14 protein-coding genes, 9 tRNA genes and 4 rRNA genes are annotated in these 22,453 nt (G+C 42.9%); all 27 read right to left on the reverse strand.

Annotated features, from left to right (window positions below; translation table 11 throughout):
• Positions 1 to 37 precede the first annotated feature (37 nt).
• The 27 genes from MKX29_RS08615 to ftsH all read right to left on the reverse strand — a co-directional run bounded on the left by MKX29_RS08615 (position 38) and on the right by ftsH (position 22,381).
• Positions 38 to 1,586, reverse strand: a 16S ribosomal RNA gene (locus tag MKX29_RS08615).
• 184 nt (positions 1,587 to 1,770) lie between these two features.
• Positions 1,771 to 1,846: transfer RNA gene (locus MKX29_RS08620), tRNA-Ala, on the reverse strand.
• A 16-nt stretch (positions 1,847 to 1,862) separates the two neighbouring features.
• Positions 1,863 to 1,939, reverse strand: a tRNA-Pro gene (locus tag MKX29_RS08625).
• Positions 1,940 to 1,943: 4 nt separating this feature from the next.
• Positions 1,944 to 2,020 (reverse strand) — tRNA-Arg (locus MKX29_RS08630).
• A 9-nt stretch (positions 2,021 to 2,029) separates the two neighbouring features.
• Positions 2,030 to 2,118, reverse strand: a tRNA-Leu gene (locus tag MKX29_RS08635).
• A gap of 6 nt (positions 2,119 to 2,124) precedes the next feature.
• A tRNA-Gly gene (locus MKX29_RS08640) sits at positions 2,125 to 2,199 on the reverse strand.
• Positions 2,200 to 2,217: 18 nt separating this feature from the next.
• A tRNA-Leu gene (locus tag MKX29_RS08645) sits at positions 2,218 to 2,302 on the reverse strand.
• A gap of 9 nt (positions 2,303 to 2,311) precedes the next feature.
• A tRNA-Lys gene (locus tag MKX29_RS08650) sits at positions 2,312 to 2,387 on the reverse strand.
• Between the two features lie 7 nt (positions 2,388 to 2,394).
• Positions 2,395 to 2,470: transfer RNA gene (locus MKX29_RS08655), tRNA-Thr, on the reverse strand.
• A 17-nt stretch (positions 2,471 to 2,487) separates the two neighbouring features.
• Positions 2,488 to 2,563, reverse strand: a tRNA-Val gene (locus tag MKX29_RS08660).
• 9 nt (positions 2,564 to 2,572) lie between these two features.
• A 5S ribosomal RNA gene (gene rrf / locus MKX29_RS08665) occupies positions 2,573 to 2,689 on the reverse strand.
• Between the two features lie 75 nt (positions 2,690 to 2,764).
• A 23S ribosomal RNA gene (locus MKX29_RS08670) occupies positions 2,765 to 5,697 on the reverse strand.
• Positions 5,698 to 5,920: 223 nt separating this feature from the next.
• Positions 5,921 to 7,469 (reverse strand): 16S ribosomal RNA (locus MKX29_RS08675).
• The 16S, 23S and 5S rRNA genes sit together here with 9 tRNA genes alongside, the layout of an rRNA operon.
• Before the next feature lie 887 nt (positions 7,470 to 8,356).
• A complete protein-coding gene (gene lysS, locus MKX29_RS08680; RefSeq protein WP_444507431.1) occupies positions 8,357 to 9,856 on the reverse strand; it encodes a lysine--tRNA ligase in 1,500 nt (499 codons plus the stop codon).
• Positions 9,857 to 10,093: 237 nt separating this feature from the next.
• Complete coding sequence (gene dusB / locus MKX29_RS08685; RefSeq protein WP_341105075.1) at positions 10,094 to 11,095, reverse strand: tRNA dihydrouridine synthase DusB; 1,002 nt, start codon at positions 11,093 to 11,095, stop codon at positions 10,094 to 10,096.
• Between the two features lie 17 nt (positions 11,096 to 11,112).
• A complete protein-coding gene (locus MKX29_RS08690; RefSeq protein ID WP_095371256.1) occupies positions 11,113 to 11,337 on the reverse strand; it encodes a helix-turn-helix domain-containing protein in 225 nt (74 codons plus the stop codon).
• Complete coding sequence (gene folK, locus MKX29_RS08695) at positions 11,253 to 11,816, reverse strand: 2-amino-4-hydroxy-6-hydroxymethyldihydropteridine diphosphokinase (protein WP_224939144.1); 564 nt, start codon at positions 11,814 to 11,816, stop codon at positions 11,253 to 11,255. Before folK ends, MKX29_RS08690 begins: the two co-directional genes overlap by 85 nt.
• Entirely contained in the window at positions 11,816 to 12,187 is a 372-nt protein-coding gene (folB, locus tag MKX29_RS08700; protein WP_425389333.1) for a dihydroneopterin aldolase, read from the reverse strand. Before folB ends, folK begins: the two co-directional genes overlap by 1 nt.
• Positions 12,171 to 13,007 (reverse strand): dihydropteroate synthase, encoded by an 837-nt coding sequence (gene folP, locus MKX29_RS08705; protein WP_341105079.1) that lies wholly within the window; start codon positions 13,005 to 13,007, stop codon positions 12,171 to 12,173. The genes folB and folP overlap by 17 nt, the downstream gene beginning before the upstream one ends.
• Before the next feature lie 10 nt (positions 13,008 to 13,017).
• A complete protein-coding gene (pabC, locus tag MKX29_RS08710; RefSeq protein ID WP_341105081.1) occupies positions 13,018 to 13,878 on the reverse strand; it encodes an aminodeoxychorismate lyase in 861 nt (286 codons plus the stop codon).
• Positions 13,868 to 14,470, reverse strand: a complete 603-nt coding sequence (gene pabA / locus MKX29_RS08715; RefSeq protein WP_341108236.1) for an aminodeoxychorismate/anthranilate synthase component II — start codon at positions 14,468 to 14,470, stop codon at positions 13,868 to 13,870. The genes pabC and pabA overlap by 11 nt, the downstream gene beginning before the upstream one ends.
• On the reverse strand, positions 14,467 to 15,876 hold the full coding sequence (locus MKX29_RS08720; RefSeq protein WP_281203194.1) for an anthranilate synthase component I family protein: 1,410 nt from the start codon (positions 15,874 to 15,876) through the stop codon (positions 14,467 to 14,469). The genes pabA and MKX29_RS08720 overlap by 4 nt, the downstream gene beginning before the upstream one ends.
• A 171-nt stretch (positions 15,877 to 16,047) precedes the next feature.
• On the reverse strand, positions 16,048 to 16,971 hold the full coding sequence (gene cysK / locus MKX29_RS08725; RefSeq protein WP_341105083.1) for a cysteine synthase A: 924 nt from the start codon (positions 16,969 to 16,971) through the stop codon (positions 16,048 to 16,050).
• Between the two features lie 177 nt (positions 16,972 to 17,148).
• The gene (locus MKX29_RS08730; protein WP_251163608.1) at positions 17,149 to 18,021 is read right to left on the reverse strand and encodes a peptidyl-prolyl cis-trans isomerase; all 873 of its coding nucleotides are present in this window, start codon (positions 18,019 to 18,021) and stop codon (positions 17,149 to 17,151) included.
• Between the two features lie 108 nt (positions 18,022 to 18,129).
• Positions 18,130 to 19,008: an Hsp33 family molecular chaperone HslO gene (hslO, locus tag MKX29_RS08735; protein ID WP_095371265.1), complete on the reverse strand. Its 879-nt coding sequence runs from the start codon at positions 19,006 to 19,008 to the stop codon at positions 18,130 to 18,132.
• A 37-nt stretch (positions 19,009 to 19,045) separates the two neighbouring features.
• A complete protein-coding gene (locus MKX29_RS08740) occupies positions 19,046 to 19,825 on the reverse strand; it encodes a type III pantothenate kinase (RefSeq protein WP_095371266.1) in 780 nt (259 codons plus the stop codon).
• Between the two features lie 558 nt (positions 19,826 to 20,383).
• The gene (ftsH, locus tag MKX29_RS08745; protein ID WP_095371267.1) at positions 20,384 to 22,381 is read right to left on the reverse strand and encodes an ATP-dependent zinc metalloprotease FtsH; all 1,998 of its coding nucleotides are present in this window, start codon (positions 22,379 to 22,381) and stop codon (positions 20,384 to 20,386) included.
• Positions 22,382 to 22,453 lie beyond the last annotated feature (72 nt).

Below are 22,453 nucleotides of genomic sequence, written 5' to 3' on the forward strand. Positions count from 1 at the left end.
ACAGTCTAACATCAAGTTAATTCCGTATATTCCTTAGAAAGGAGGTGATCCAGCCGCACCTTCCGATACGGCTACCTTGTTACGACTTCACCCCAATCATCTGTCCCACCTTAGGCGGCTGGCTCCAAAAGGTTACCCCACCGACTTCGGGTGTTACAAACTCTCGTGGTGTGACGGGCGGTGTGTACAAGGCCCGGGAACGTATTCACCGCGGCATGCTGATCCGCGATTACTAGCGATTCCGGCTTCATGTAGGCGAGTTGCAGCCTACAATCCGAACTGAGAATGGTTTTATGGGATTGGCTAAACCTCGCGGTCTTGCAGCCCTTTGTACCATCCATTGTAGCACGTGTGTAGCCCAGGTCATAAGGGGCATGATGATTTGACGTCATCCCCACCTTCCTCCGGTTTGTCACCGGCAGTCACCTTAGAGTGCCCAACTGAATGCTGGCAACTAAGATCAAGGGTTGCGCTCGTTGCGGGACTTAACCCAACATCTCACGACACGAGCTGACGACAACCATGCACCACCTGTCACTCTGTCCCCCGAAGGGGAAAGTCCTATCTCTAGGATTGTCAGAGGATGTCAAGACCTGGTAAGGTTCTTCGCGTTGCTTCGAATTAAACCACATGCTCCACCGCTTGTGCGGGCCCCCGTCAATTCCTTTGAGTTTCAACCTTGCGGTCGTACTCCCCAGGCGGAGTGCTTAATGCGTTTGCTGCAGCACTAAAGGGCGGAAACCCTCTAACACTTAGCACTCATCGTTTACGGCGTGGACTACCAGGGTATCTAATCCTGTTTGCTCCCCACGCTTTCGCGCCTCAGCGTCAGTTACAGACCAGAAAGTCGCCTTCGCCACTGGTGTTCCTCCAAATCTCTACGCATTTCACCGCTACACTTGGAATTCCACTTTCCTCTTCTGCACTCAAGTTCCCCAGTTTCCAATGACCCTCCACGGTTGAGCCGTGGGCTTTCACATCAGACTTAAGGAACCGCCTGCGCGCGCTTTACGCCCAATAATTCCGGACAACGCTTGCCACCTACGTATTACCGCGGCTGCTGGCACGTAGTTAGCCGTGGCTTTCTGGTTAGGTACCGTCAAGGTACCGGCAGTTACTCCGATACTTGTTCTTCCCTAACAACAGAGTTTTACGATCCGAAAACCTTCATCACTCACGCGGCGTTGCTCCGTCAGACTTTCGTCCATTGCGGAAGATTCCCTACTGCTGCCTCCCGTAGGAGTCTGGGCCGTGTCTCAGTCCCAGTGTGGCCGATCACCCTCTCAGGTCGGCTACGCATCGTCGCCTTGGTGAGCCGTTACCTCACCAACTAGCTAATGCGCCGCGGGCCCATCTGTAAGTGATAGCAGAACCATCTTTCAATCTAATTATATGTATAAATAGATATTATCCGGTATTAGCCCCGGTTTCCCGGAGTTATCCCAGTCTTACAGGCAGGTTGCCCACGTGTTACTCACCCGTCCGCCGCTAATCTTTGGGAGCAAGCTCCCTCAGATTCGCTCGACTTGCATGTATTAGGCACGCCGCCAGCGTTCGTCCTGAGCCAGGATCAAACTCTCCAATAAAGTGTTTGATTAGCTCGTTTGCACCTGTGGTGCTTTGTTGCTGATAAATCAGCTTTTTTAGAATTACGCTTGACGTTTTACGTTCGTTCAGTTTTCAAAGAACAATCTCGTTCGCCTCAGAAGCGACTTTATAATCATACAACATCTTAACTTGTTATGTCAATAACTTTTTTTAAAATGTTTTTGGTGGAGCCTAGCGGGATCGAACCGCTGACCTCCTGCGTGCAAAGCAGGCGCTCTCCCAGCTGAGCTAAGGCCCCAAAAGAGTAATAAAAATGGTCGGGAAGACAGGATTCGAACCTGCGACCCCTTGGTCCCAAACCAAGTGCTCTACCAAGCTGAGCTACTTCCCGTATATGGCGCGCCCGAGAGGAGTCGAACCCCTAACCTTTTGATCCGTAGTCAAACGCTCTATCCAATTGAGCTACGGGCGCATCAATAAGTGGTGCCGAGGACCGGAATCGAACCGGTACGGTAGTCACCTACCGCAGGATTTTAAGTCCTGTGCGTCTGCCAGTTCCGCCACCCCGGCACTTATTGGAGCGGAAGACGGGATTCGAACCCGCGACCCTCACCTTGGCAAGGTGATGTTCTACCACTGAACTACTTCCGCAAATATTCAAAATAAAAATGGTGCGGGTGAAGGGAGTCGAACCCCCACGCCTTGCGGCGCCAGATCCTAAGTCTGGTGCGTCTGCCAATTCCGCCACACCCGCATATATAAATGGTGAGCCATGAAGGACTCGAACCTTCGACCCTCTGATTAAAAGTCAGATGCTCTACCAACTGAGCTAATGGCTCGTACAAGTGGTGCCGGCCAGAGGACTTGAACCCCCAACCTACTGATTACAAGTCAGTTGCTCTACCAATTGAGCTAGGCCGGCAAATAAACACAAAAAAATGGTGGAGGATGACGGGATCGAACCGCCGACCCTCTGCTTGTAAGGCAGATGCTCTCCCAGCTGAGCTAATCCTCCAATATGTATGCCCGGCAACGTCCTACTCTCACAAGGGGACAGCCCCTAACTACCATCGGCGCTGAGAAGCTTAACTTCCGTGTTCGGTATGGGAACGGGTGTGACCTTCTCGCTATCGCCACCGGACTATGAAATTGTAAGGGAATCGTTCCCTCAAAACTAGATAATGCTGAAGAAGATATTTATTGAGTAATCGCCTGTTTGGTTAAGTCCTCGATCGATTAGTATTAGTCAGCTACATGTGTCGCCACACTTCCACCTCTAACCTATCAACCTGATCATCTTTCAGGGATCTTACTAGCTTGCGCTATGGGAAATCTCATCTCGAGGGGGGCTTCATGCTTAGATGCTTTCAGCACTTATCCCTTCCGCACATAGCTACCCAGCGATGCCTTTGGCAAGACAACTGGTACACCAGCGGTGCGTCCATCCCGGTCCTCTCGTACTAAGGACAGCTCCTCTCAAATTTCCTGCGCCCACGACGGATAGGGACCGAACTGTCTCACGACGTTCTGAACCCAGCTCGCGTACCGCTTTAATGGGCGAACAGCCCAACCCTTGGGACCGACTACAGCCCCAGGATGCGATGAGCCGACATCGAGGTGCCAAACCTCCCCGTCGATGTGGACTCTTGGGGGAGATAAGCCTGTTATCCCCGGGGTAGCTTTTATCCGTTGAGCGATGGCCCTTCCATGCGGAACCACCGGATCACTAAGCCCGACTTTCGTCCCTGCTCGACTTGTAGGTCTCGCAGTCAAGCTCCCTTGTGCCTTTACACTCTACGAATGATTTCCAACCATTCTGAGGGAACCTTTGGGCGCCTCCGTTACTCTTTAGGAGGCGACCGCCCCAGTCAAACTGCCCACCTGACACTGTCTCCCATCCCGATAAGGGATGTGGGTTAGAATTTCAATACAGCCAGGGTAGTATCCCACCGACGCCTCCACCGAAGCTAGCGCTCCGGCTTCTAAGGCTCCTACCTATCCTGTACAAGCTGTACCAAAATTCAATATCAGGCTACAGTAAAGCTCCACGGGGTCTTTCCGTCCTGTCGCGGGTAACCTGCATCTTCACAGGTACTATAATTTCACCGAGTCTCTCGTTGAGACAGTGCCCAGATCGTTACGCCTTTCGTGCGGGTCGGAACTTACCCGACAAGGAATTTCGCTACCTTAGGACCGTTATAGTTACGGCCGCCGTTTACTGGGGCTTCGATTCAAAGCTTCGCGTGAGCTAACCTCTCCTCTTAACCTTCCAGCACCGGGCAGGCGTCAGCCCCTATACTTCGCCTTGCGGCTTCGCAGAGACCTGTGTTTTTGCTAAACAGTCGCCTGGGCCTATTCACTGCGGCTCATCAAGGCTTTAACACCCTAATGAGCACCCCTTCTCCCGAAGTTACGGGGTCATTTTGCCGAGTTCCTTAACGAGAGTTCTCTCGCTCACCTTAGGATTCTCTCCTCGCCTACCTGTGTCGGTTTGCGGTACGGGCACCTTATTCCTCGCTAGAGGCTTTTCTTGGCAGTGTGGAATCAAGAACTTCGGTACTAAATTTCCCTCGCTATCACAGCTCAAGGTATATGACCATGGGATTTGCCTCATGGTCCCTCTAACTGCTTAGACGCACATCCAATCGTGCGCTTACCCTATCCTCCTGCGTCCCCCCATCACTCAAACAGAATACGGTGGTACAGGAATATCAACCTGTTGTCCATCGCCTACGCTTTTCAGCCTCGGCTTAGGTCCCGACTAACCCTGAGCGGACGAGCCTTCCTCAGGAAACCTTAGGCATTCGGTGGATGGGATTCTCACCCATCTTTCGCTACTCATACCGGCATTCTCACTTCTAAGCGCTCCACCAGTCCTTACGGTCTAGCTTCAACGCCCTTAGAACGCTCTCCTACCACTGAACATCAACGATGTTCAATCCACAGCTTCGGTGATACGTTTAGCCCCGGTACATTTTCGGCGCGGAGTCACTCGACCAGTGAGCTATTACGCACTCTTTAAATGGTGGCTGCTTCTAAGCCAACATCCTGGTTGTCTAAGCAACTCCACATCCTTTTCCACTTAACGTATACTTTGGGACCTTAGCTGGTGGTCTGGGCTGTTTCCCTCTTGACTACGGATCTTATCACTCGCAGTCTGACTCCCATGGATAAATCTTTGGCATTCGGAGTTTGTCTGAATTCGGTAACCCGATGAGGGCCCCTAGTCCAAACAGTGCTCTACCTCCAAGATTCTTACGCATGAGGCTAGCCCTAAAGCTATTTCGGAGAGAACCAGCTATCTCCAAGTTCGATTGGAATTTCTCCGCTACCCACACCTCATCCCCGCACTTTTCAACGTACGTGGGTTCGGGCCTCCATCCAGTGTTACCTGGACTTCACCCTGGACATGGGTAGATCACCTGGTTTCGGGTCTACGACCACATACTCATTCGCCCTATTCAGACTCGCTTTCGCTACGGCTCCGTCTGTCCAACTTAACCTCGCATGTAATCGTAACTCGCCGGTTCATTCTACAAAAGGCACGCTATCACCCATTAACGGGCTCTAACTACTTGTAGGCACACGGTTTCAGGATCTCTTTCACTCCCCTTCCGGGGTGCTTTTCACCTTTCCCTCACGGTACTGGTTCACTATCGGTCACTAGGGAGTATTTAGCCTTGGGAGATGGTCCTCCCTGCTTCCGACGGGATTTCTCGTGTCCCGCCGTACTCAGGATCCACTCTGGAGGGAACGAAGTTTCAACTACAGGGCTTTTACCTCCTATGGCGGGCCTTTCCAGACCTCTTCGTCTATCTCGTTCCTTTGTAACTCCGTATAGAATGTCCTACAACCCCAAGAGGCAAGCCTCTTGGTTTGGGCTAATCCCGTTTCGCTCGCCGCTACTCAGGGAATCGCGTTTGCTTTCTCTTCCTCCGGGTACTTAGATGTTTCAGTTCCCCGGGTCTGCCTTCCATACCCTATGTATTCAGGTATGGATCCTATCCCATAACGGATAGGGGGTTTCCCCATTCGGAAATCTCCGGATCAAAGCTTACTTACAGCTCCCCGAAGCATATCGGTGTTAGTCCCGTCCTTCATCGGCTCCTAGTGCCAAGGCATTCACCGTGCGCCCTTATTAACTTAACCATATGTTTGGGTTGCTTTCGCTTCCCTCACGGTTGTGTTTTTAAAAAAGTTTAGTATCTCTACTCTATTACTATTATATAGAGAGAAAATAACTAAGGTGGCGATTACTCGGTAATCTTCTTCATTACATTATCTAGTTTTCAAAGAACGATTGAATTGAGAGATTATACTCTCAAAACTGAACGAACAGTCTAACATCAAGTTAATTCCGTATATTCCTTAGAAAGGAGGTGATCCAGCCGCACCTTCCGATACGGCTACCTTGTTACGACTTCACCCCAATCATCTGTCCCACCTTAGGCGGCTGGCTCCAAAAGGTTACCCCACCGACTTCGGGTGTTACAAACTCTCGTGGTGTGACGGGCGGTGTGTACAAGGCCCGGGAACGTATTCACCGCGGCATGCTGATCCGCGATTACTAGCGATTCCGGCTTCATGTAGGCGAGTTGCAGCCTACAATCCGAACTGAGAATGGTTTTATGGGATTGGCTAAACCTCGCGGTCTTGCAGCCCTTTGTACCATCCATTGTAGCACGTGTGTAGCCCAGGTCATAAGGGGCATGATGATTTGACGTCATCCCCACCTTCCTCCGGTTTGTCACCGGCAGTCACCTTAGAGTGCCCAACTGAATGCTGGCAACTAAGATCAAGGGTTGCGCTCGTTGCGGGACTTAACCCAACATCTCACGACACGAGCTGACGACAACCATGCACCACCTGTCACTCTGTCCCCCGAAGGGGAAAGTCCTATCTCTAGGATTGTCAGAGGATGTCAAGACCTGGTAAGGTTCTTCGCGTTGCTTCGAATTAAACCACATGCTCCACCGCTTGTGCGGGCCCCCGTCAATTCCTTTGAGTTTCAACCTTGCGGTCGTACTCCCCAGGCGGAGTGCTTAATGCGTTTGCTGCAGCACTAAAGGGCGGAAACCCTCTAACACTTAGCACTCATCGTTTACGGCGTGGACTACCAGGGTATCTAATCCTGTTTGCTCCCCACGCTTTCGCGCCTCAGCGTCAGTTACAGACCAGAAAGTCGCCTTCGCCACTGGTGTTCCTCCAAATCTCTACGCATTTCACCGCTACACTTGGAATTCCACTTTCCTCTTCTGCACTCAAGTTCCCCAGTTTCCAATGACCCTCCACGGTTGAGCCGTGGGCTTTCACATCAGACTTAAGGAACCGCCTGCGCGCGCTTTACGCCCAATAATTCCGGACAACGCTTGCCACCTACGTATTACCGCGGCTGCTGGCACGTAGTTAGCCGTGGCTTTCTGGTTAGGTACCGTCAAGGTACCGGCAGTTACTCCGATACTTGTTCTTCCCTAACAACAGAGTTTTACGATCCGAAAACCTTCATCACTCACGCGGCGTTGCTCCGTCAGACTTTCGTCCATTGCGGAAGATTCCCTACTGCTGCCTCCCGTAGGAGTCTGGGCCGTGTCTCAGTCCCAGTGTGGCCGATCACCCTCTCAGGTCGGCTACGCATCGTCGCCTTGGTGAGCCGTTACCTCACCAACTAGCTAATGCGCCGCGGGCCCATCTGTAAGTGATAGCAGAACCATCTTTCAATCTAATTATATGTATAAATAGATATTATCCGGTATTAGCCCCGGTTTCCCGGAGTTATCCCAGTCTTACAGGCAGGTTGCCCACGTGTTACTCACCCGTCCGCCGCTAATCTTTGGGAGCAAGCTCCCTCAGATTCGCTCGACTTGCATGTATTAGGCACGCCGCCAGCGTTCGTCCTGAGCCAGGATCAAACTCTCCAATAAAGTGTTTGATTAGCTCGTTTGCACCTGTGGTGCTTTGTTGCTGATAAATCAGCTTTTTTAGAATTACGCTTGACGTTTTACGTTCGTTCAGTTTTCAAAGAACAATCTCGTTCGCCTCAGAAGCGACTTTATAATCTTACCATTCCACCAACATCATGTCAACTACTTTTTAAAAATAATTTTTGATGATTAGTTGAGTAAACTTGCTCTCTCTTGGGAACAAAAACTACTATATCACGATTAAAAAGTGTTTGCAATATAATTTTTAAAGTTTTTATCAAGAAACTTCTTTTTTGAAAACAAACTTCAAATGTATAATTTCAACTTCCCAACTAATCTTTTAATAGTTTTCTCTATTGTACTATTACTTTAATTTCTCTTTTATCTTCTATGTAGAATCCTTACAGGAAAATATACCTTTGTACTTTTACTCGTCACATAATCTACATTCAAGTAGAAACGCAAACAGCAAATAGCACTTAAACCTTTCTGTTTTTGCTCTTAACACCGCTCCGTCAAAAACCACCTATATTCTAGAACGAACGACGGCCAGCCCTACGTATAGTGAAAAAAGACTCGAATCTCAATTGTTTGGTAATGGATGTAATACTGATGCACCCACTTTTTCCTCACTCTCCTTCTCTAACAATTCAATTTGAAAAGTAAGAAACACAATTAATAAACCCATGGCGATTAGCAAACAGTCAAAATGAAGTAGTAAAGGTTAAAGTAACATAACTACAAAATTAGAAACGAATTCAGGATTGCTTCTAATAAATTATCAAGTTTTACTAATCATAGTACACCGTTTCATTTATTTAAATACAATTAAAGCCAGCTGAAGTTTACTTTTGTGAACTTCAACTGGCTTTTTCATCCATTAATATTTATTTCTGACGCATATGCGGGAACAATAACACATCTCTAATAGAAGCTGCGTTTGTTAGTAACATAACTAAACGGTCTACACCAATACCTAGTCCACCAGTTGGTGGCATTCCGTATTCTAACGCTTCAATAAAGTCGTTATCCATCATATGTGCTTCATCGTTTCCTTGCTCACGCTCTTTTAACTGCGCTTCAAAGCGTTCTTTTTGATCAATTGGATCATTAAGTTCTGTGAATGCATTAGCGTGTTCTCTAGCGACGATAAATAACTCAAAACGGTCAGTAAAACGTGGATCGTTTTCATTCTTTTTCGCAAGTGGAGAGATTTCTACCGGGTGTCCGAAAATAAAGGTAGGTTGAATTAACTTCTCTTCTACTTTTTGTTCAAAGAATTCATTGACGATGTGACCATATTGCATATGCTCGGTAATTTCCACACCATGCTCTTTTGCAAGCGCACGTGCTTCATCAACTGATGTTTCTTTCCAGAAGTCTACACCAGTATATTCTTTAACCGCATCTACCATATGAAGTCTTTTCCACTCTGGTTTCAGATTAATTTCATATTCACCATACTGAACAGTGGTTGAACCTAGAACTTCTTTTGCAATATGTGCAATAAGGTTCTCTGTCAAGCTCATAATATCACGATAATCAGCATAAGCCTCATATAGTTCAATCATCGTAAACTCAGGATTATGTCTTGTAGACACTCCCTCATTACGGAATACACGGCCGATTTCATACACTTTCTCCATCCCACCAACAATCAGGCGTTTTAAGTGTAGTTCAATGGCAATACGCATATATAATTCCATATCCAACGCATTATGATGAGTAATAAAAGGTTTCGCTGAAGCCCCACCAGCAATAGCATGCATCATTGGTGTTTCTACTTCAAGATAACCTTGATCATCTAAATAACGTCTCATAGATTGTATTATACGGCTACGAGTAATGAAGGTATGTTTACTTTCTTCACTCATAATCAAATCTAGGTAACGCTGGCGATATCTTTGCTCCACGTCTTTTAAACCATGGAATTTATCAGGTAAAGGGCGTAGGGCTTTTGTTAATAATTCAAATTGTTTTGCTTTAACAGAAAGTTCCCCTACTTTTGTTTTGAAAAGAACACCCGAAACACCGACAATATCACCTAAATCAGCAGATGTAAAAACTTCATATGCTTCTTCACCAACAGCATCCTTACGAACGTATAATTGGATTTGTCCAGACAAATCTTGAATATGAGCAAAACCCGCTTTACCTTTACCGCGTTTTGTCATAATTCTACCTGCAATGGTTACAGGGATTTCTTTTTCCTCTAATTCTTCTTTTTCAAATTGAGAGTATTCCTCAACCAATTGCTGTGATTGATGTGTGCGATCAAATCTTTTTCCGAAAGGATCTACGCCTTGTTCACGAAGACTGTTCATCTTTTCACGTCTAACCACTAATTGGTCATTTAATTCTTCATGATTTTGACTCACAGATACCATCTCCATCTTAAATCTTTTATGTAGACGCCTAAGGGCGGTTTACGAAGATTTAGTATTTTATATCTCTATTATTGTACACAATACAACAACGACAGACATCTATTAAGTAAAGAAATAGAATAAAAACTGCCAGCAAGTGACTGGCAGTCGTTCATTGTTTCACAGAAATATTATAGTTAAATATAAAAATGATGTCAAACCCGCTATTAAACGTTAATTGCCACTAGTTGTAGTTAATTAGACTGCTTTTGAAGCTTGTCTTTCTTTTTCTTCCATTTCCACTACTAACTCAGAAAGGACGTTTACAACATCTTCTCTAGTATTACATTCATTGATAGCTGCACGAGCTTTTGCATTTCCTTTGATTCCTTTTAAATACCAAGCCGCATGTTTACGCATTTCCCGCACAGCAATATGTTCATTTTTCAATTCAATCAATCGATCCATATGCAATGTACAGACATCCATTTTCTCACGAACGGACGGTTCTCCCATTAGCTCTTCGGTTTCTAGATATTTGACAGTCCGATAGATCATCCACGGGTTCCCTAAAGCTGCACGTCCAATCATTACCCCATCGACACCTGTTTCATCTAACATTCTTTGGGCATCTTGGGGAGTCTGTACATCTCCATTACCGATTAAAGGGATTTGAATGTTTTGTTTTACTTCTCGAATGATGTCCCAGTTAGCTGTACCTTCATACATTTGCACTCTCGTACGACCGTGCAACGAGACCGCTTTACCTCCAGCACGTTCTACTGCTTGGGCGTTTTTCACGGCATATATATGGTCTTCATCCCAACCCATACGCATTTTGACTGTTACAGGCTTTTCTACCTCCGACACAACCGCTGAAACCATTTCGTAGATTTTATTTGGGTCTAAAAGCCATTTGGCACCCGCATCACATTTGGTGATTTTCGGCACAGGGCATCCCATATTAATATCGATAATATCTGCATTAGTATTTTGGTCAACAAATTTCGCTGCCTCAACCAAGGTTTCTTTTTCCCCGCCGAAAATTTGTAGACTTAACGGCTTTTCACGCTCATCTATATACAGCATATTCATTGTTCTTTCATTTTTTAAAATAATGCCCTTATCGCTGACCATTTCGGCACATACAAGTCCTGCTCCGAATTCTTTTACTGTTAATCGGAATGCAGAGTTACACACACCAGCCATCGGTGCAAGGACCACTCGGTTCTTGATGTTAACATCACCAATTTGAAACATATCCGAGAGACCTCCTTCTATTTATGGATTTCCTGCTCTTCAGGTGGAGCTAAATCCTCCATTGTCACATGTAGTAATGTTGTAATTTTTTCTAGTAACTGTTCCGTAGGCATACGATTACCTCTTTCAATCTCACCAATGATAGAAACTGATATACCTAACTTTTTCGCAAAACCTTCTTGGGTGTATCCTTTGAGCTTTCGAAAAGCGCGAATACGTCTCCCCCATTTTTCCGCTTCCATATCCGAACTCCTTTTTTGTCTGGGATCGCCTCTAATTTCTCATGTAAAGGCTGTTCCTCATCCGGTAAGCAAATGGTTGGTTGAATCTCTAGAAGTGGAATGAGCACGAAAGCTCTCTCATGCATACGTGGGTGTGGAACGATTAACGTCTCTGTCTCAATATTTTCTTGATTATACAGTAAAATGTCAAGGTCTATATTTCTTGGCCCCCAACGAATAACCCTTTTTCTACCAAGATCTTGCTCAACTCTTAATAAAGCTTTTAATAGTTGCGAAGAAGATAATGTCGTACTAACTTGTATAACCATGTTCAAAAATTGAGCTTGGTCTTCAAACCCAACAGGGTCCGTCTCATATATGGAGGAATAATTTACTATTTCTATATCTTCACTCTTTGCTAGCTCGCTAATTGCTTCATATAAGTTTACGTCTCGATCTGGCATGTTTGAACCCAAGCCGATAAAAGCTATATTTGTCACTATTTCCTACTCCTTGTCATTTCTATTGCTACAGAATCATAATGACCCGGAATAGGGGGATCCGGCTTCACTACTTTTACAGTTATTTGAGATATTTGTTTAAAGGTGGCTAATGCTTCTGAGGCAATTTTCTCTGTTAGTGCCTCTACTAACTTGAATGGTTTTCCCTCTACTATTGTCTTACACAACTCATATAGATCTGCATAATTTATCGTGTGATTTAAGTCATCACTTTTCCCCGCTTCACTTAAATCTAACTCAATTGTTAAATCCACATAAAAACGTTGCCCTAGGCGATTCTCTTCAGTATATACCCCGTGATATCCATAAAACGCCATGCGATTTAAATAGATTTTATCCAAGATTAACATCCTTCCCAATAAGCGCATCCATCATTTTAGCCATACGGCTTATTTCCTTTACATCATGTACACGCATAATCTGACAGCCCTTTTGAATACCATAGCAGACTGTCGCTCCTGTCCCTTCCATTCTTTCATCAACAGGTAGGTTCAGCACATTGGCAATCATTCGTTTCTTTGATGTACCTAACAATACTGGATAACCAAATGCCACAAGCTGATCAAGATGACGCATCATTTCTATGTTATCTTCATGGCTTTTCGCAAATCCTATACCTGGATCTAAGATGATATTGTCATCCCTAACCCCCGCTGCCTTAGCAATCGCGATACTCTCATATAAGTCATTCATACAATCTCTAAAGAATGAATCATAGTTTTCATTATCTCTATTATGCATTAAGATAATGGGGACATCTTTTTCAGCGGCTAATGATGCCATTTCTTTATCTCTCTTCGCACCCCATATATCATTAATAATGTGTGCACCTGCTTCTAGGGCGTGCTTCGCCACTTCCGCTTTATAAGTATCAATAGAAAGAGGAATTCGAACTTCCTTTACAATCGCTTCTATAGCGGGAACAACTCGTGCAATTTCTTCCTCAACAGAAATCTCTTCATATCCTGGCCTCGTAGATTCGCCACCAATATCAATAATATCTGCTCCAGCCTCCACTAATTCCTTCGCTCTCTCTACCACACCCTCTAATTGGTTATATTTACCACCATCAGAAAAAGAATCAGGCGTGATATTAAGTATGCCCATAATTAATGTCTTCCTACTATAGTCTAAGGTATAAGAACCACACTGTAATACACTATTTGCCATGCTATTCCTCCTAAAATGAATCTCTACTCCATAAATTCTCTCTTTGTTGTTTATATACCCCCTGCAACAAGGTTACTATCGCTCCATTTAGACCAGGGAGCTTTCGACCTTCCATTGTTTTAAGTGGAACAATTTCCTGTATAGAGTTAGTAATAAACACCTCATCTGCATCAACGATTTCAGCACGGTGGAACACACCTTCTTCAATCTCCAACCTTAACTTTTTAGCTATCTTTATAATAAATTGCCTCGTAATACCGTTTAAAATACCTGTATCAATCGCTGGTGTGTATAATACATTTCCTTTAGTCCAAAAAACATTGGAAGAAATGCCTTCAGCCAAAAAACCATCCTTTGTTAAAAAAATTCCCTCTAACGTATCATCTGCACCTAATTCCTGTTTGGCTAAAATATTGTTTAAAAAGTGGTGTGATTTTAAACGCTCAGCCCCTTCTGGTGTATTTCTTCTAATAGAAAGGATTTTTCCATTTTTTTCAACCGGTAGGGGGGCTTCAGGTAATTCATTGGCAAAAATAATAACGGTAGGGTCTACATAATGGTCAGCACTTAGACCTACTTCGCCTATTCCCGCAGAAACATTTACTCTTATTCTAGCATTTCTTAACTGATTCCTTTCTAATAAGTCAGCTAAACGAGATTGTAACTCTTCTCGCCCGTTAAATGGACTACGAATACAAACAGCATCTAACCCTTGTTTCAACCGCGCTAAATGGTCATCCAATAAAAACGGGTGTCCATTGTATATACGAAAGGTTTCAAATAAGCCTAAACCATATAAATACCCATGATCAAATGGAGAAATACTCGCTTCTTCTTTTCGCACAAGCTTGCCATTGACACTAATATACAACGTGTTTGCCCCCTTGTTGAATGAGGCCATGCTGATTGAGGAAGTTTAAGAGCAAATCTTTTCCTGCTGAAGTCATAATGGATTCAGGGTGAAATTGCACGCCTTCTATTGGTAACAGTCGATGTTTAATACCCATAATTTCACCTTCCTCCGTCCACGAAGAGACTTCGAAGCAATCTGGAAGGGTCTCTCTGTCCACAATTAAAGAATGATAGCGTGTAGCTAAAAACGGCACTTCAATTCCCCTATAGATTGTTTGTTGGTTATGAAAAACAGGTGAAGTTTTCCCATGCATCAATCTATCTGCTCGGACCACCTTGCCTCCAAATACTTGTGCAATTGATTGATGCCCTAAACATACACCGAAGATAGGGAGTTTCCCGGCAAAAGCTTCTATCGCCGCTAAGCTAATACCCGCTTCATCCGGACTACAGGGTCCTGGTGAAATCATTAAGCACGAGGGGGAAAGTGCTTCAATATCAGCGATTGTGATTTCATCATTACGCTTAATTAACACATCTGCACCTAATTCCCCTAAATATTGCACCAAATTAAACGTAAAAGAATCAAAGTTATCAATCATTAATATCACTTTTTCCAATCCCCCTTCTCTTCAGCTAACTCTTTTGCACGCCATAGCGCCTTGGCCTTCTTTAACGATTCTTTATATTCTAAATGAGCTTCAGAATCAATAACGATTCCCGCTCCTGCTTGTACATATGCCACTCCCTCTTTGACTAGCATTGTTCGAATCATAATATTCAACTCTAAATCGCCATTAAAGCCGATCCAACCAAGTGACCCTGTATAGATACCTCTTCTTACTGGTTCTAATTCATCAATTATTTCCATCGTTCTAATTTTCGGTGCACCTGTAATTGTGCCGCCTGGAAATGAGGCATCGATTAAATCGTACCCATCTCTACCGTTAGCTATTTGCCCCCTTACATTCGACACAATATGCATGACGTGGGAGTATTTTTCAATCACCATAAACTCATTGACCTCAACCGTTCCATATTGGCACACACGTCCTAAGTCATTCCGTTCTAAATCAACAAGCATGACATGCTCAGCCCGTTCCTTTTCATTTTCAATCAATTCATTGGCTAATTTAAGATCCTCTCTTTCATCCTTACCACGTGAACGAGTACCCGCAATTGGCCTTGTACTCACTTCATCGCCTTTTTTCTTTACTAGTAATTCTGGCGACCCACTGACAAGCTGGTAATCAGGGGTGTTTAAATAACCCATATAAGGAGATGGATTCAGTTCACGTAAGTGACTATACACTTCGATGGGAGGAACGTTCAACTTTTGACTTCCTCTTACAGAAAGATTGACTTGGAACACATCACCACTCGCAATATATGATTGTACCTTTTCCACTGCTCGAACAAACGTTTCTTCACTGATGGAAACGTCTTTTAAAGTAGGTTCCTTTTCTCCAGCTAATTGTACCTCTCCTTGTTCTACTTCCTCAGTCCATCGATTCACCCATGCTGTTTCCCTCGAGGTGACATCGTCTTCTTCATCATGGGCAAATATCAACCATAATTCTTCTGTATCATGATCAAAAACGAACCATTCCTCAAACAAGAAGAAGTGCGTATCTGGCATTTCCAAATCATCTTCAGTCATGTCTGGTAGGTTTTCAATATAACGACCGTAATCATAACTTACAAATCCCAATACACCTCCATGAAAATCTGGTAAACTCCCTAAAGGCTCTTCGATTTCATATTGCTTTAACCACTTTTTCATTTCATGTAATGGGTTGCCATGTGCCACTTGCACCCCTTCACTTGTTTTTATGTATAACTTATTATCTTTCCCTGTAAACTCAACGACTGGACAAAAGCCAGCCATACTATAACGGCCACTTCTACCGCTCTCTAATAAAATATGTATATCATAGTCCTTAGCTATCTTTTTGTATAATGGAAAAAACCATTCCTTCGAATAGCTTAACTTTTTTGTATGTATCATCTTTTTCATTGAATCTCACCTCATACTCATCATACCGAATTGCTTACAAATTACTAGTCATTTTCTCATTGTAATAATTGTTAATCAAAAATGAAGGCTAGTCACCAAGTACGATGGTGCCAGCCTTCATTTTTGAATAAAAAAACAGCAGTGCTCATCACTGCCGTTCTCTTGATCGTTTTAATCAAATTGATAAAGTGGTGTACTTAAGTAACGCTCTCCATTACTTGGAATAATCGCCAATACTTTTTTGCCTTCTCCAAGCTCTTTGGCTACCTTTAAAGCCGCGTGAATAGCTGCACCTGAAGAGATACCACCTAGAATCCCTTCCTCTTTAGCCGCTCGACGGGCTTGAGCAAACGCATCTTCATTGGCAACAGCGATAATTTCATCATATACCTTCGTATCTAATATCTCAGGTACAAATCCTGCGCCAATACCTTGAATCTTATGCGGTCCTGGCTTTCCACCTGAAAGAACAGGAGAATCAGCAGGCTCAACTGCATAAATCTTAATATCCTTGTATTGTTCCTTCAGTACTTGACCAGCACCTGTAATCGTGCCACCTGTACCAATACCAGCAATAAATGCATCTAATTGATCGCCCATTTGCTCAACAATCTCTTTTCCTGTTGTCTCGCGATGTACTTCAGGATTTGATAAGTTTTCGAATTGTTGTGGCATGAAGTATCCATGCTCTTTCGCTAATTCTTGCGACTTTCTTATTGCACCACCCATACCATCTGGTCCCGGCGTTAACACTAATTCTGCTCCATATGCACGAAGAAGATTTCTTCTCTCCATACTCATGGTCTCAGGCATCACTAAAATCGTTTGATATCCTTTTGCTGCAGCAACCATAGCCAGACCAATACCGGTATTCCCACTAGTTGGTTCAATAATTGTATCGCCTTCTTTTAAATCACCACTTTTTTCAGCGGCTTCTATCATTGCATTGGCAATACGATCTTTTACACTGCTCCCAGGATTCATATACTCCAACTTTAAATAAATATCCGCACTTCCATCTTCTACAATACGATTAAGCTTCACTATTGGTGTTTGTCCAATGAGTTCAGTAATTGAATTTGCAATACGTACCATCTTCTCCACTCCTTATTCCGAGTATTATTATTGGTTTTATTTAAATTTATCAATCACACAACCAATTGTCAACGAATATGCAGGCATAAAGCCCTTTAATTATTAGAAAATTTAAAACTTTATACCCGAACGATTCATGTTAGCTTATGCTATATGATACCTATAAATAACAAAAAACTACATAGCCCCATCATAAAAAGTTTCGATATCCACTTCATCCTTAAAAGGTTCAGTAGAAACAGGAAGATCCATTTGCTCTAAAGCCATTTGTCTCCGTATTTGGGATTTAACATCCTTAAAGGAATAGGTTTCTCCCTCAACAAACTCTTGTAACAGAACTATAGCATACCCCTCAGCGGTTTTTACTGGGTCAGACCATTCTCCGGCTTTTAAATCTTGCGCCGCTTTAATGATGGTTTCATATTTTTCGTCATCAACTGTCACATAACCAAGGTCGCCACCCTGGGCAGCTGTTAAAGTATCTGTTGATTTTTCCAACGCCATAGCTGTAAAGCTTGAGCCATTGTCTAATTCTTTCACTGTTTGTTCTGCTTCTTCTTTAGTTGCCAGTACAATTTGTGATAGATGATATGTATCCTTAATTTCATATTGAGCTTGGTTATCTTCGAAGTATTGTTGCAGCTTTTCCTCAGAAATACTTACTTCTTTTGTTAAAAGCTCCTCAAGCATTAAACTATCTTTAATTTGCTTTCTCCATTGGTCTTCATTGATTGATAAAGCAGCGGCAGACGTGCCATACGCTGATTTTAACATTTTGATTTCACGGTCAATCTCTTCTTTATCTATTTCAACATCGTATTTATCTCCAGCAGCCTCGATGACCTTCCCATCAATCATTTCGTCTAACACTTCTTTCCCGTAGCGACCCTCCATTTCATTTAACCAATCTTGCCTTGTAATTTCATCTTTTCCAATCTGTGCCACAACTTCAGATTGACTCGGTTCGCTCTTCCCAAGAAAATAAGCAACGCTCATAAAGTTAATCACAATGAGTATTAGTATGATTAACCATAAATGTTGTCTTTTCAAAGCTCCTCCCCCTACTACTTTGCATATATTTCTGTATAAAAAAAGGCTTAGGTGCACCTTCTATTCCCTATTGCTCTTAAGAATCAAGATACGCCCAAGCTCTCACATTTATTTTGCTTCTTGTTTAAATGCTTCAAGTTCTTCTTTATTATAGTGATAAGCTTCATTACAGAAATGACATTGTGCCTCTGCACTACCTTCTTTCTCTATCATATCTGCAATTTCCTCTTTTCCTAAACTAATAATCGCATTCCCAAACCGTTCTTTTGAACAGGTACAAGTAAAACTAACATCCATCTTTTCTAAGAAATTCACTTGATCTTTACCAAGAACACTTTGTAAGATTTCTTCTGGTGTTAGCCCCTTTTCAATCATTGTTGAAACAGGTTCAATATGTGATAGCCTCTCTTCAATGGCTGCAATTGTTTCTTCATCGGTTCCAGGCATTAACTGGATAATAAAACCACCTGCAGCTAATATACTATTGTCATCATTGACTAATACACCCACACCAACGGATGAAGGTGTTTGTTCAGATGTGACAAAGTAGTAAGTAAAATCTTCCCCAAGCTCACCTGATACAATCGGTACTTGCCCAGAAAAGTTTTCTCTCATTCCAATATCCTTTACCACTGTCAAAGTACCTTCTGTTCCAACCCCACGACGGACATCAAGTTTGCCCTGTGCATTGGATTCAAAATGCACTTGGGGATGAGTCACATAACCACGCACTTCCCCTTTGGCATTACTATCAACTAGAAGTGGACCAAGTGGGCCATTACCTTCGATTTTAATAGTGATTTTGTCTTCTCCCTTTACCATCGCCCCCATCATTACACCAGCGGACATTGCTCTCCCGAGTGCTGCTGAAGCAACTGGCCATGTATGATGCCTTCTTTGCGCTTCTCCTACTGTTTCTGTTGAACGAACGGCAAATGCCCTCACTTGTCCTTCATAAGCTAAAGCTTTTACTAAATAATCACTCATTTTAATACTCCTTCCATGACGAATACAGACGTTATTTCTACTTTTTTATCGTGTCCATATTTCGTTTATAAATAAGCTGTAAACCTTTTAAGGTTAAAAATGGATCAATGATATCTATAACCTTTGATTCCTTTGCAATCAATGAGGCCAACCCACCTGTACCTATAACAAGCGGTTCCTCTTTTGCTTGTAACTTCATTCTACTTACAATTCCCTCTACTTGGCCAACATAGCCAAAGAGAATGCCTGATTGCATAGCTGAGACGGTATTCTTTCCAATAATCCCATCAGGCCTGACAATTTCTATTCGCGGTAATTTCGCTGCTCTAGAGTATAGCGCTTCAGTAGAGATACCAATACCAGGTGCAATCGCACCACCCATATACTGTTTATGCTCATTAATATAACAATACGTAGTTGCTGTGCCAAAATCAACAATTACGAGCGGCCCGCCATATTCATGAATACCTGCCACCGCATTAACAATTCTGTCGGCTCCCACTTCTTTTGGATTATCATACTTAATATTCAAACCTGTTTTGACCCCTGGACCCACAACTAATGGTTTGATATGAAAGTATTTTTCGCACATTCGCTCCAAAGCAAACATAATCGGAGGAACAACGGAGGAAATAATAATACCATCTATATCAGCAAAAGATAATTGCTCATGCTCAAACAACGATTTCACAATCATTGCATATTCGTCCTCTGTCTTATGACGATCAGTCTCTATTCGCCAATGATACTTTAACTCATCTCGTTGATAAACACCCATCATCATATTTGAATTCCCTACATCAAAAACAAAGATCAAGCATCCTCACCACACTTACCATAAAATAATTACACTTTAATACTGAGAACATCATATCACACCTCTGTTCAGATTATCCAAATTATAAAACTGCAACCCTATTGTCTAAACGCTGAATGATCAATGGCTTTTCGAATCAATGAAGATTCATCATTTCTATTTAATAGGACAACTTACTAAATAATTTCCTTTAATTAATGGTAGCTGTCCTCTTACTTCATTAAAAAGAAATAAAATCGGTCAAGTTATGTAGTTCTTGCTCCGTTAATAATTAACCATAGGTGGTTGTATAATTGTATAAACCTGATCCCGTATAACAACTTTTGTTCTGCTATCTTTGATAAATTTCCTCTTGTTACACTTTTCAAATCCATTTTGCTTCTACGCTACCTTTGATGAATTTCTTCTTGTTGCACGTGCAAATCCATTTTGCTCCACTACCTTTGATAAGTTTCCTCTTATTGCACGAAGAAATTTTCTGTTATACGGTTCAACCCCCACATTATAGACAGAAAAAAGAAAAAGCCCCTCAATAGTGAGGCGCTTTTTCTTTATTGATTAAGATTTACGATCTTCATCAATTGCTGGAGGCTCTTCTTCTTCAGCAGGGGATTGTTTTTCCCTTGTTTCAGTGATTTCACCTTCATTATCTTTACGATCGTCATCTTTTCGAATATTTACTTTAATATTTGAATCTTCTATTGTTTCACTTGTTTTAGAAGCTGGGCGTTCAGGTAGTGTACCATGATCAGATAGATGTTTAATTTGCTCCGCATCTAGCGTTTCCACTTCTAAAAGTGTTTTTGCAATGATATCTAGTTTGTCACGGTTCTCTGTAAGGATTTGCTTACAGCGTTGGTAACATTCTTTAATCATGCTTTGAATTTCTAGATCAATCTCATATGCAATCGCATCTGAGTAATTACGCTCGTTATTGAAATCTCTACCTAAGAATACTTGACCACCTTGTGATTGACCAAATTGTAGAGGTCCAAGTTTGTCACTCATACCAAATTCAGTTACCATTCGGCGTGCAATACCTGTTGCACGTTGGAAGTCATTATGGGCACCAGTAGAAACCTCACCAAACACGATTTCCTCTGCTACACGTCCTCCAAGTAAACCAACAATCTTATCAAGTAATTCTGGCTTCGTTTGGAAGTAACGATCTTCTCTCGGCAGCATAACAGCATATCCGCCTGCTTGCCCACGAGGTACAATTGTTACTTTATGAACCATATCAGCTTCATCTAAGATTAAGCCGATTACAGTATGACCTGCCTCATGGAAAGCCACAATATTTCTTTCTTTTTCAGATATAACACGACTCTTCTTAGAAGGCCCTGCAATTACACGGTCAGTCGCTTCATCCACATCGGTCATATCCACCTTCTTCTTATTCTGACGAGCGGCAACAAGTGCTGCTTCATTCAATAAGTTTTCAAGGTCTGCACCAGAGAAGCCTGGTGTACGTTGAGCAATCGTTTTTAAGTTTACCGATTCATCTAACGGTTTATTTTTTGCATGAACTTTTAATACCGCTTCACGACCTGTTACATCCGGACGATCAACTGTAATTTGACGGTCAAAACGACCTGGACGTAATAACGCAGGGTCAAGGATATCTGGACGGTTTGTTGCAGCAATGATAATAATTCCTTCATTTGCACCGAAGCCATCCATTTCTACAAGCAATTGGTTAAGTGTTTGTTCACGTTCATCATGCCCACCACCGACACCGGCGCCACGCTGACGACCAACCGCATCAATCTCATCAATAAATATAATACATGGTGCGTTTTTCTTCGCATTCTCGAATAAGTCACGTACACGAGAAGCACCAACACCGACAAACATCTCAACAAAGTCAGAACCACTAATAGAGAAGAAAGGTACGCCTGCTTCTCCAGCAGCTGCTCTCGCTAATAACGTTTTACCAGTACCTGGAGGTCCCACTAATAGAACACCTTTAGGAATTCTCGCACCAAGTTCTGAGAATTTTCGTGGGTCTTTCAAGAATTCAACAACTTCCACTAATTCTTGCTTCTCTTCGTCCGCACCTGCTACATCTTTAAAACGGACCTTCTTTTTGCTTTCATCATATAACTTTGCCTTACTTTTACCGAAGTTCATTACACGGCCACCGCCGCCTTGAGCTTGGTTCAATAAGAAGAAGAATAAAATGAAAATGATGATGAATGGAATCATCGTTGTAAAGAACGTTACCCAGCCATTTGCTTCTTCTGCTGGTAGGATCTCTAATTTGGAATCACTTGCTAACTCTTCCACTCGGTCTATCACGGAGTCGCTATTAGCAATATATGTGATAAAATATTTACCTTCTTCATAGCCTTCTAATTGACCACGTACTTCATAAACGCCCCTTACAGGCTGTAAACTAAGGCTTTCAACTTGACCAGACTCTAAATTCTCAACAAATTGGTCATAAGTCATTGCCTCTGTCGGTTCGTTATTGCCATTAAAGAAACTGACAACCCCTATAATGACTAAAAATATTAATAAATAAAAGATGGTGTTACGGAAAATCCGATTCATCCCTTACCTCCTCCCACGGTAAACAAACTACATAGTATCGTATCATACAAAATTGTGCATATACAAGGAATT

Origin of the sequence: Cytobacillus sp. FSL R7-0696 (genome assembly GCF_038006865.1) — a bacterium.
Lineage (GTDB): Bacteria > Bacillota > Bacilli > Bacillales > Cytobacillaceae > Cytobacillus > Cytobacillus kochii.

What these genes read in the sequence shown, in the direction of transcription:
- lysS (WP_444507431.1), bottom strand. Translation starts at nt 9,856, where the DNA reads ATGGTATCTGTGAGTCAAAATCATGAAGAATTAAATGACCAATTAGTG.
- dusB (WP_341105075.1), bottom strand. Translation starts at nt 11,095, where the DNA reads ATGTTTCAAATTGGTGATGTTAACATCAAGAACCGAGTGGTCCTTGCA.
- MKX29_RS08690 (WP_095371256.1), bottom strand. Translation starts at nt 11,337, where the DNA reads ATGGAAGCGGAAAAATGGGGGAGACGTATTCGCGCTTTTCGAAAGCTC.
- folB (WP_425389333.1), bottom strand. Translation starts at nt 12,187, where the DNA reads ATGTTAATCTTGGATAAAATCTATTTAAATCGCATGGCGTTTTATGGA.
- folP (WP_341105079.1), bottom strand. Translation starts at nt 13,007, where the DNA reads ATGGCAAATAGTGTATTACAGTGTGGTTCTTATACCTTAGACTATAGT.
- MKX29_RS08720 (WP_281203194.1), bottom strand. Translation starts at nt 15,876, where the DNA reads ATGAAAAAGATGATACATACAAAAAAGTTAAGCTATTCGAAGGAATGG.
- cysK (WP_341105083.1), bottom strand. Translation starts at nt 16,971, where the DNA reads ATGGTACGTATTGCAAATTCAATTACTGAACTCATTGGACAAACACCA.
- hslO (WP_095371265.1), bottom strand. Translation starts at nt 19,008, where the DNA reads ATGAGTGATTATTTAGTAAAAGCTTTAGCTTATGAAGGACAAGTGAGG.
- ftsH (WP_095371267.1), bottom strand. Translation starts at nt 22,381, where the DNA reads ATGAATCGGATTTTCCGTAACACCATCTTTTATTTATTAATATTTTTA.